This is a genomic window from Streptomyces sp. NPDC096323, assembly GCF_040302845.1.
Taxonomy (GTDB): Bacteria; Actinomycetota; Actinomycetes; order Streptomycetales; family Streptomycetaceae; genus Streptomyces.
In genome coordinates this window covers 1-5523 of sequence record NZ_JBEOSI010000026.1, presented here as the reverse complement: position 1 = coordinate 5523, position 5523 = coordinate 1, and the positions used below count along the sequence as shown (strand labels likewise).

Here is a 5523-nt window from a genome sequence, read left to right as displayed (position 1 = left end):
AACGCCCGGTTACATTCCGAACCCGGAAGCTAAGCCTTTCAGCGCCGATGGTACTGCAGGGGGGACCCTGTGGGAGAGTAGGACGCCGCCGAACAGTTATTGTAGAAAGCCCCGTGCCCTTGTGGCACGGGGCTTTTCTGCGTTCCGGACCAGAATGCGGCAGGTCCGCGATGTCAGCCGAGGGAGTCGGATCCCTCGCCGCCGCCCACGGCACCACCGAGCGCTCGGCGCAGGATGCGTGACTCGTCGGCGAAGCGCCGAGTCACCGGTTCGTCGCCGAAGCCCAGTCCGTTGAGGCGCTCGTGAAGCTGCATCAGGTGATCCGAGAAGGCGGCGGTCGGGGATGCGGTGCCGGGCCACGAATGCCTCGCCCGCTCTGCCGAGTTCGCACGCAGGCCGGCCAGGCTCTCCTGTATGTCGAGACGCAGTGCGTCGGGCAGGGCCGAACGGTCCAACTGCCGTATCAGCCGGTCCGCAGCGAGCGCTGCCTCGTTCGAGAGCTGTATGGGACGGTCCGCCCTGGTACCCGCGTCCGTCGCGGTGACGTTCCTGAGAAATGACGTGCGGGTCGAAGAGGCGAGTGTTCTCCCCTCGACCGTGCCAACCACCGCGCTTGTGTGGCGACCCGTTGCGGAGCGGCAGTTGAGCGGCGGGGCGGAATCAGGGATGGATCCGCAGCTCGTGCTCGTACGGCTGGACGGGGAACAAGGAGTCGCCCGCTTAGACGATGCCGTCCCCCCGGCTTACCCCGAGGAAGCCGATGCCGTACAGGGCCTCGATGGCGCCCTGGGCCGTCAGTTGTTCCGTGTAGTCGGAGTACCGGTCGTGCAGGGCATCGCGGATCTCGTCGAATGGGGCCGTGAACGCGGTGCGGGTTACTTCGAACCCGGCGTTCTCGAACCGGGCGAACACCGGCCGCAGGAACGGGAATCCGACGTTGTACTCCTTGGCCGGGTCGTCGAGTTTCCACCGGGAGAACTGCTCCGTGGCCTCGAGTACGTCGGCCTCGTGGATGGTGGCGTACCCGAGCCGGTCGGCCGCGTCCCTGGACAGGGTGAGGAACTGGATGATGTCGCGCGGACGAGAGAGTGAGCGTTGGACGAGATAGTCGCGCACCGGCTCCCCCGCTACGGAAGGCGGGAAGATGAGGCGCCACATTTCCTCGGCGGACACCGGGCGGCGCAGGGACAATGCCGCCCTGGTACGTGCCAGGTCGTGCAGGGCTTCCGGGTGCCAGCTGATGCGGACCTCGTCGCTGCGGAACTTGTCACCGTCGGCGAAGTTGAGGGAGTCGTAGATGTCGGCCCGCACGAACAGCACGCACCGTGCGGCATGCCGGTACGCCGTGACGACGTGCTGGGCCCCCAGGAGCAGCCCGGTGACCAGGGCATGGCTGTCCGTGTAGCCCTGCCACACCTGCTCCAACTGGTCGACGAGGCTCAGGAACGGCGGTTCGCCGACGGCTGTGGCGCATCCGAGGTCCTCGAAGGCGGCCCGCACCCCCGCCTCCAGTGTGTCGAGCTGGCGCATCGCCCGGGCGCCCTCCGAGCCGGCCGCGGCCGCGTCAGGTTCGCCGCCGACGTTCAGGCCGGCCTCGAAGCCGAGCATCTTGAGGGACAGCGACGCGGACTGGAGTCGGCGCGTACCGCGGCTCAGCCGTTCTGCGAGGCGTCCGTCATGGCCCTCGTCGTTGGCCCGCAGGAAGTCGCGCAGCGCACGTACGGAGGCCGGCACGCGCAAGCCCTTGTGCGTGTGGGCGTGTTCGCTGACGTACTGGGCTGCGTGGATCGCGAAGACGTAGCGCCAGATCAGCGACTTGGCCGTGTCGGCGGTCAGCCCCTGGAGCTCGAAGCGCCGGATCGCGTCGCCGGCAGCGTCGTCCGGTGTGATCAGCGTGGTGCTGTCTGCGTACCCCCCGTCCGCGAGGTGGGCGCAGATGGCGCTCTTGCCGGAGCCCTTGCGGCCGATCACCAGGGACTCGCGTCCCTCCATGGCTGCGCGGGAGACGTAAGTGGTCTGGAAACCGCGCCGCAGCAGGCCGTCGGCGAAGTCCGACTCCGCGTCGTCGCGTCCGAAGAAGAGATCGTGCACGGGCCGGTACGGCTGCTCCACGGCTCCCCCTGCGCGGCTGCGGCGTTCAGCCTCAGATTAGCCGTTCGGCCTCACGTGCGAAGGGTGCGCACGGATGACCTGAGTTCGCGAGGGGGCGGCGAGTCGAGGTGGCGGTGGGGCGCTGTGGGACACCATGACTGAACGGTTCGAAGCCGAACCACTGGAATTCGAGTTGGGGGAACGGCTCCGCGAGTTGGTGGCGGAGCAGGAGCACCGGGACGGTGTCCTGGCACGCGTGGGCAAGGACATCGCTTCCCTCGACGACGACATCACCGAGGTGCAGGAAGCGGTCGCGGGACTGCGCCGTGATCTCGGTGCTGTGGCCTCCGAGGTACGTGATGTGGCGCAGGCGGTCGGCGACGTGGGCAGCGTGCTCAACCAGCTCGGGGCCCGGTTCGACGAGTTCGCCGAGCGCTATGCCCAGGATCAGGTACGCGCCCAGGCCGAGGCGGAGCTCACCAGGCTCACCCCGGAGTGGCAGAGCCGCTTCGCGCGGCGGCGCCACACGCGGGCGCTGGCCCAGGGCCTGGTGCACACGCTCGTCCGCGACGCGCTGGAGCACGGTGTCGTGGAGGGCGCGGTCATCGAGGCGTGCACGGGCGAGACCATGCTGGCGGACGCCTCGCACTGGCTCGCGCCCGCTGTCGTGGCGCTTGCCGCCGACTACCTGGGAGAGGCGCAGCGGGCCCGGCGGGCCCGCAGCATCGCGTACTCCCTGGACCCGGCCAAGACAGACCTGTTCTTCGCGTTGACCTGCTCCCGCCTCGGCAGGTTCACCGAAGCAGCGCGTTGGAGGATCGGTACCTGTATTCCATCGATCCGTTCGCCCTCGACGAGGACTTTCAGATCGTGCTGGACGCCGTCGCGTGCAAGGAGCTGGGGGGCGAGGCGCACGCGTACGCCGAGCACGGCGATGGCGCGTTGGGCTTGGCAGTTCGCGCTGGCGAAAGGCACCGACGCCGGGGACCAGGATCCAGTGGCCCGGCACGTCCGGGACCTCAGGTACCGGCTCGACGACACCGCGTTCGAGGAACTGGGCACGCTCTGCCGCGAGGCGGAATGGGCTCACCTGCGAAGGGGGTGGGAACTGGCGACTGTGCCGTCTGCCGTCCTGGAGCACTTGAACGAGCAGTTTTCCGATGATCCGACGCCGTGGTCCGGCACCGGTCCGCACACCGAGGGCGCGCTCGGTGCACTGATCGCCCGGTTCGATACGACGAGCAGGCGCTCGACCACAGGATGGAGCAGTTGCGCCGTCATCTCCCATGATGGGGATGTGCGGGCTGCCCAAGCGGACCTGGCCGCCGAGAGCGAGGTGCGGAGGCCCTCCGACCTGCGCACGCTCCTGGCCAACGCCGTGTTCGTGCCGCCGTCGGTCCGGCTCGGCGAGGAGGCCCGGCGCCTGGTCCTTGCCAATCTCTGGCCCCGCGTCCTGGACGCGGCGCAGGAGTGCGCCGACCGGGCCGTGCACCTGCTGCCCGGGGAGCTCACGATCGGCACCGGGGAATGGCGCGGTGTTGTTCCCACCGACCTGGCCATCCCTGTCGACGCGGAGACGCTCGCCGCCGATCTGGCCGGAACGATTGGCGAGCGCACCGACCGGCGTGTGGCGGCGGTGCGGCAGAGGCCGGTCAGGCTGTGGGGCGCGATCCTGTTGACCGCGGTGGCCGGCCTTCTGGGCATCCTGACGCCCTCGGGGCCCGGCCCGCGTGGTCCTGGGAGGCATGGCGGGGGCCTGTGCCCTGTGGGCGCGGTACGAATGGCGCAGGGTCCCGATCCGACGGGACCAGCTACGCACGGAGGGACTGGCATTGGCGCGTCGCAGCGTTCGGTCGCTTAGCCGCGGGCTGGACGCGCGCGAGGAGTTCTTCACCGGGTGGGTGACGCACCTGCAGGCGTCCGGCCCTCTGGCCGCTTGGGGTGCTGACACCTGGGGGCAGGAGAAGGCGGCGGCCCTCCCGGAGGAGGAGCGGTGACACCCGGCCCGCCCGGCGCCCGTCGATGCGTGGGTGAGGGGTCTCGGTACGAGCTGATCGGCCCCCTCGGCCGAGGGAGCATGGGGGAGGTGTGGGAGGCCAGGGACCAACGGCTCGGTCGGCGCGTGGCGGTCAAGTTCCTGGCCGCTCACTTCCTCGGAGCGGCTCCCGACGCCGAAAGCGCCGCAGTGATGAGGGAGCCGTTCGCTCGGGAAGGGCGCACCATGGCCCGCGTCGACCACGCGTACGTGGCGACGATCCATGACTGCGAGACCAGGGACGAAGTCCCGTACATCGTCATGGAGTACGTGGACGGGCGCGCTCTGACCCATTACGTAGGTGGCGACCCGGTGCTGCTGGAGCAGACCGTCCGTTGGAGCAGGCAGATCGCCGAAGGACTCGCGGCCGCCCACCGGGAGGGGGTGGTGCACCGTGACATCAAACCCGGCAACATCCTCATCACGGACGAGGGCAGCGACGTCCGCATCATCGACTTCGGGCTGGCGCGCTTCGCCGACGCCAATGACACCCACACGGACACGGGTACACCGCTCTACCGATCCCCCGAGCGCTGCCGCTTCGAATCCGGGGACGAACGCAGCGATCTGCACTCCATGGGCTGTGTGATGTACGAGATGGTGACCGGCTGGCCCCCCTTCGGAGACCGGCACTCCGACTCGGCGGCGCTGGTGAAGGCGCACCAGTTCCAGCGTCCTGCCCGGCCCGGGCGACAGGTGCCGGGAGTACCCGAGCCGTTCGACGACCTGATCATGGCGCGCTGCTGGCCAAGAACCCGGCGGATCGTCCTCGAAACGCGAGGGTGGTCATCCGGGCGATCCAGGCGGCCGAGCGGTACATGCCGGCCGCACCGCGCAAGTTCGACCGAGCTGCTGCCCCAGGTCGTCCTCCGCACGTGAACACGCGGGTCGCCGAAGGCAGCCGGGAAGCGGACAAGCGCGTACGAAGGCTCACCCTTCAGTTCGGCGGGGTACCCAGGGAGACCATCGCCGCCCGCACCGAACTCGCCGAACTGACCGGAGCCTCGGGGGACGAAAGGGGCGCCGCTGAGCTCTACTCACGCATCGGCGCCGACTGCGAGCGGTGGCTCGGGCGGCACGACCGGCGGGCCATCATGGTCCGGTCGATCGAGGGACCGGGCGAGGAATGAGCCGGGGCCGGCGTCCCGGGCCAGACCGATCTCGCGACGACGAGCCGACGTGTGACGGGCCCTCAGCAGTCCCGAGGGCCCCTCCCGGCCGTGGGAATCAGGCCCGAAATCCTCTGGTAGAGTTGAGCTCGCCGGAAAGGGAAAGCGCGAAAGCGAAGAACTGGAAAGCGAAAATGCGAGACCCGCTTCGACCGGGAATCGGACACGAAAGAGTCTGATAGAGTCGGAAACGCAAGACCGAAGGGAAGCGCCCGGAGGAAAGCCCGC

At 69.3% G+C, this 5523-nt stretch carries 5 protein-coding genes and 1 rRNA gene; 4 read left to right on the top strand and 2 right to left on the bottom strand.

Annotated features, from left to right (window positions below; all coding sequences use genetic code 11):
* Positions 1 to 94: ribosomal RNA gene (gene rrf / locus ABTX18_RS35770) — 5S ribosomal RNA — on the top strand; the annotation flags it as partial.
* A gap of 79 nt (positions 95 to 173) precedes the next feature.
* On the opposite strand, the gene ABTX18_RS35765 is transcribed toward rrf, so the two are convergent.
* Together ABTX18_RS35765 and ABTX18_RS35760 are read right to left on the bottom strand one after the other, a co-directional pair.
* Positions 174 to 314 (bottom strand): hypothetical protein, encoded by a 141-nt coding sequence (locus ABTX18_RS35765; RefSeq protein WP_352126977.1) that lies wholly within the window; start codon positions 312 to 314, stop codon positions 174 to 176.
* A gap of 406 nt (positions 315 to 720) precedes the next feature.
* Positions 721 to 2112 (bottom strand): P-loop ATPase, Sll1717 family, encoded by a 1392-nt coding sequence (locus tag ABTX18_RS35760; protein WP_352126976.1) that lies wholly within the window; start codon positions 2110 to 2112, stop codon positions 721 to 723.
* A gap of 235 nt (positions 2113 to 2347) precedes the next feature.
* Here ABTX18_RS35760 and ABTX18_RS35755 point away from each other — a divergent pair, with 235 nt between their 5' ends.
* From ABTX18_RS35755 to ABTX18_RS35745, 3 genes are all read left to right on the top strand, one after another.
* Complete coding sequence (locus tag ABTX18_RS35755; protein WP_352126975.1) at positions 2348 to 3952, top strand: hypothetical protein; 1605 nt, start codon at positions 2348 to 2350, stop codon at positions 3950 to 3952.
* A gap of 132 nt (positions 3953 to 4084) precedes the next feature.
* Positions 4085 to 5005 (top strand): serine/threonine-protein kinase, encoded by a 921-nt coding sequence (locus tag ABTX18_RS35750; RefSeq protein ID WP_352126974.1) that lies wholly within the window; start codon positions 4085 to 4087, stop codon positions 5003 to 5005.
* Positions 5002 to 5256 (top strand): hypothetical protein, encoded by a 255-nt coding sequence (locus ABTX18_RS35745; RefSeq protein WP_352126973.1) that lies wholly within the window; start codon positions 5002 to 5004, stop codon positions 5254 to 5256. The genes ABTX18_RS35750 and ABTX18_RS35745 overlap by 4 nt, the downstream gene beginning before the upstream one ends.
* Positions 5257 to 5523: the final 267 nt, after the last annotated feature.

What these genes read in the sequence shown, in the direction of transcription:
- ABTX18_RS35765 (WP_352126977.1), bottom strand. Translation starts at nt 314, where the DNA reads ATGCAGCTTCACGAGCGCCTCAACGGACTGGGCTTCGGCGACGAACCG.